6 protein-coding genes are annotated in these 3258 nt (G+C 69.1%); 3 read left to right on the top strand and 3 right to left on the bottom strand.

Annotated features, from left to right (window positions below; genetic code table 11):
- Positions 1-31: 31 nt before the first annotated feature.
- Positions 32-283, bottom strand: a complete 252-nt coding sequence (locus tag JF886_RS06615) for a DUF6458 family protein (protein WP_337310802.1) — start codon at positions 281-283, stop codon at positions 32-34.
- 114 nt (positions 284-397) lie between these two features.
- Here JF886_RS06615 and JF886_RS06620 point away from each other — a divergent pair, with 114 nt between their 5' ends.
- Positions 398-1438 carry a sodium:calcium antiporter gene (locus JF886_RS06620; RefSeq protein WP_337310804.1) on the top strand — a complete coding sequence of 347 codons (1041 nt, stop codon included), beginning with the start codon at positions 398-400 and terminating at the stop codon, positions 1436-1438.
- A 6-nt stretch (positions 1439-1444) separates the two neighbouring features.
- On the opposite strand, the gene JF886_RS06625 is transcribed toward JF886_RS06620, so the two are convergent.
- Both JF886_RS06625 and JF886_RS06630 read right to left on the bottom strand, forming a co-directional pair.
- On the bottom strand, positions 1445-1723 hold the full coding sequence (locus tag JF886_RS06625; protein ID WP_337310806.1) for a hypothetical protein: 279 nt from the start codon (positions 1721-1723) through the stop codon (positions 1445-1447).
- Between the two features lie 98 nt (positions 1724-1821).
- Positions 1822-2466, bottom strand: coding sequence for a TetR family transcriptional regulator (locus JF886_RS06630; protein WP_337310812.1), 645 nt, complete (start codon positions 2464-2466; stop codon positions 1822-1824).
- Between the two features lie 52 nt (positions 2467-2518).
- Between JF886_RS06630 and JF886_RS06635 the strand changes: the two genes are divergently transcribed.
- Both JF886_RS06635 and JF886_RS06640 read left to right on the top strand, forming a co-directional pair.
- On the top strand, positions 2519-2932 hold the full coding sequence (locus JF886_RS06635; protein ID WP_337310808.1) for a nuclear transport factor 2 family protein: 414 nt from the start codon (positions 2519-2521) through the stop codon (positions 2930-2932).
- Positions 2929-3258: NAD(P)H-binding protein (locus JF886_RS06640; RefSeq protein WP_337310810.1), on the top strand; the 330-nt coding region annotated here is incomplete at its 3' end. The genes JF886_RS06635 and JF886_RS06640, both read left to right, overlap by 4 nt.

Consider the following 3258-nt stretch of genomic DNA (forward strand, 5'->3'; position numbering starts at 1 on the left):
CCGGCCCGCTTTCTGCGTCGTGTTGCTGAGGTTATTCGACCCTCGTCGTCGTGCTGCCGGGAGGCGCCACGGTCGTGCTGCTGTTGCCGCCGCGACGGCCGCCGCCGAACCCGCCCCACGAAGACCAGAAGAACATCGAGACGAGAATCCCGAGGATGCCCACGACGAGCAGGATGAGCCCGATGGTGTGCAGGTTCACCCCAGAGCCGGTGGTGTCGATGCTGATGGCGAAGGCCATCACCGCCCCGACCGCTGTCAGGAAAATCCCTACTCCAAGTCCCATGGCTTATAGCCTCCTTTGCGGGGTGCGATATAGCACCATCGAGACTATAACATTAGATCCTGACATTTGGTTACGTTTGGAACATTCTGGTACCTGTCACCACGGAGCGATTGCGTGTCCTTCTCCTCGCTGCCGTTCCTAATCGTCGTCTTCCTGGCCGCCGCGACGGCCATCTGGTTCGCCGGGATCCAGCTCTCCCGCTGCACCGGCGAGGTCGACGCCCGCTTCGGCCTGGGCTCGGCCTTGGGCGGGCTGATCATCCTCGCCGTGGCCACCAACCTTCCTGAGATCGCCATCGTCTCGACTGCGGCGGTCAACCACAACTTCGACATAGCCACCGGCAACCTCCTCGGCGGCATCTCCATCCAGACCGTCGTCCTGGTCGCGCTCGACGGCTTCGGGGTGCGGCAGCGACCTCTGACCAACGCCACCAACTCGCTGGTCCAGGTGCTCGAGGGCACGCTGGTCATCTCCCTGTTGGCGGTGGCCATCATGGCGACGCTGATCCCCTCGTCGGTGGTGCACTTCGGGATCGACCCCTCCGCGCTGCTGATCGTCATGCTCTGGCTGGGCGGCCTCTACCTCGTGCGCAGGAGCGGTGGTTCGCTCCCGTGGAGGAGGCAGGACCAGGCGGCGGGGGCCGCCCCGTCGGAGCCGGCCAAAGGCGGCGCCGGCGCGCAGCGCTCGATCGCGATCACGTTCGCCATCCTCGGCGCCGCCGCGCTGGTGACGCTCCTCGCCGGCGTGGTGCTCGAGGAGTCGGGCAGCCGCATCGCCGACAGGCTCGGCATCAACGGCGTCATCTTCGGGGGCACCTTCCTGGCCGCCGCCACGGCCCTGCCCGAGCTGTCGACCGGCCTCGCCTCGGTCCGGGCCAAGAACTTCGAGCTGGCCGTCAGCGACATCTTCGGCGGCAACGCCTTCCTGCCGGTCCTCTTCTTCCCGGCCACGCTGCTCGCCGGCCAGAGCGTTCTGGGTAAGGCGAAGAACAGCGACGTGCTGCTCGCCGCGCTCGGCATCCTGCTCACCACGGTCTACATCGGCGGCCTGGTCTTCCGACCCAAGCGCCAGTACGGTCGCCTCGGCCCGGACTCGATCGCGGTGGTGGTGCTCTACGCGCTCGGCGTGGTCGCGCTCATCCTGGTCAGTCGGTAGCCGGCCTCAGGCCGAGGCGGCGACCTCCCGGACCTCGTTGGAGATGAGCTTGATTGGAGGCTCGATCTTCTGCATCTGAATGGCGCCCTCGGCCTGCTCCTTGGTCTCGAAGACGATGAAGCTGAGCCCCTCGCGGCCGGTGGGAGGCGACAGGAAGTACGCCGCAACCAAACCAGGAGCGTGCTTGAGCATCGGGATGACGTTGGTCTCCAACTCCTGGCGTCCGTGCTCGATCGTCTCGCCCTCAGGCAGCTCCACCTTGGTCACCACCGCAAACTTCGACATGTCCATCTCCTCCAAAACCCGGTCCGAGCCCGGATCGTAGGCCACCGGGCGGGCGGTTGTGGCGCTGCGCAGTTGCCATCGCGCCCGACCCGCCGTCGTCAGAGAAGGGCGGCGATCATCGCGACGGCGATGAAGCGGCCGTAGCGCTCCGGCGGCCATCCCCGGCGCTGCACCAGCAGCTCGCAGAGCTCGGCGGAGCTGTACGTCCACAGCACGTCGGTTGCCGCCGCCAGCGTGACCCCGGCGCGAAGGTGACCGCCGGCACGCAGCCGGCGTGCGTTGGCGCTCATGCGGCGCAGGCGCTCGCCGTCCAGCTCATCGAGGAGCGCACGCGCCTCGGGGTCCGTCCCGGCCGCTGCTCGGATCAGCAGCAGGAGGGGGGTGGCCCGCGGCGCGATCTCCGCTGTGAACGCTCCCCAGCCGCGGATGACCGCACGCGGGTCGCGCTCGCGAGCCTGCAGCTCATCGGACCGTCGCTCCGCTGCGACCGGGCCGACGCCCTCGAGCGCTGCGTGCCACAACGCGCGCACCAGCCCCGGCTTGCCGCCGAACGCCTTGTAGATGGTGTCGACCGACACGCCGGCGTCAGCGGCGACCGTCGCGATGGTCGTGGCCGCGTAGCCGTCGGCGAGGAAGCGCCGCTCCGCCGCGGCGATGACGGCGGCCCGCCTCCTGGTCGCTTCCTCGCGTCGCCGGCTGGCGTCGTACGTGCGCCGCTTGACTCCCAGCCCCGCGGTGCTCATAGTCACGATATTGATTCTAGCAAACTGGAACGAAATACTCAGAGGCGAACCGATGGCTGCACAGACCCAGGACATGGTGGACCGGCTGCTTGCCGCGACCAACGCGCACGACCTCGAGGCGTTGGTCGGCTGCTTCGCAGCCGACTACAGGAACGAGACGCCGGTGCACCCAGCGCGCAACTTCACCGGCCGTGACCAGCTGCGCCGCAACTGGGAGCAGATCTTCGGCTTCGTGCCGGACCTCCATGCCGAGATCACGCGCTCGGCAGTCGACGGCGACACCGCCTGGACGGAGTGGGAGATGACCGGCACGCGGCGCGATGGCACTCCCCACCGCATGCGCGGCATCGTCATCTTCACCGTCGGCGATGGCGTCGCCCAGGCGGCGCGCTTTTTCCTCGAGCCCGTCGACGACGGCGCCGCCACCGTCGACGAGGCGGTGCGCGCCCAGGTGGTGCGGGGATGATCCTCGTTGCCGGCGGCTCCGGCAGGCTCGGCACGCTCGTGGTGCGCCGCCTGGCTCGGGACGGACACGACGTCCGCGTCCTCACCCGCGATCCCGCCCGTGCGCAGCACCTCAGCGACGTTGCCGAGGTCGTTGTCGGCGATGTCCGCGATCCATCCACACTGCCCGGGGCGCTGCACGGCGTCACCACCGTCGTCTCCGCCGTGCACGGCTTCGACGGTCCCGGCGGCGTGACCCCGGCGTCCGTCGACCGCGACGGCAACGCCCGCCTCATCGACGCCGCAGCCGCGGCCGGCGCCGACGTCGTGTTGGTCTCGATCGTCGGC

This window comes from Candidatus Aeolococcus gillhamiae, from assembly GCF_016464765.1.
GTDB lineage: Bacteria > Chloroflexota > Dormibacteria > Aeolococcales > Aeolococcaceae > Aeolococcus > Aeolococcus gillhamiae.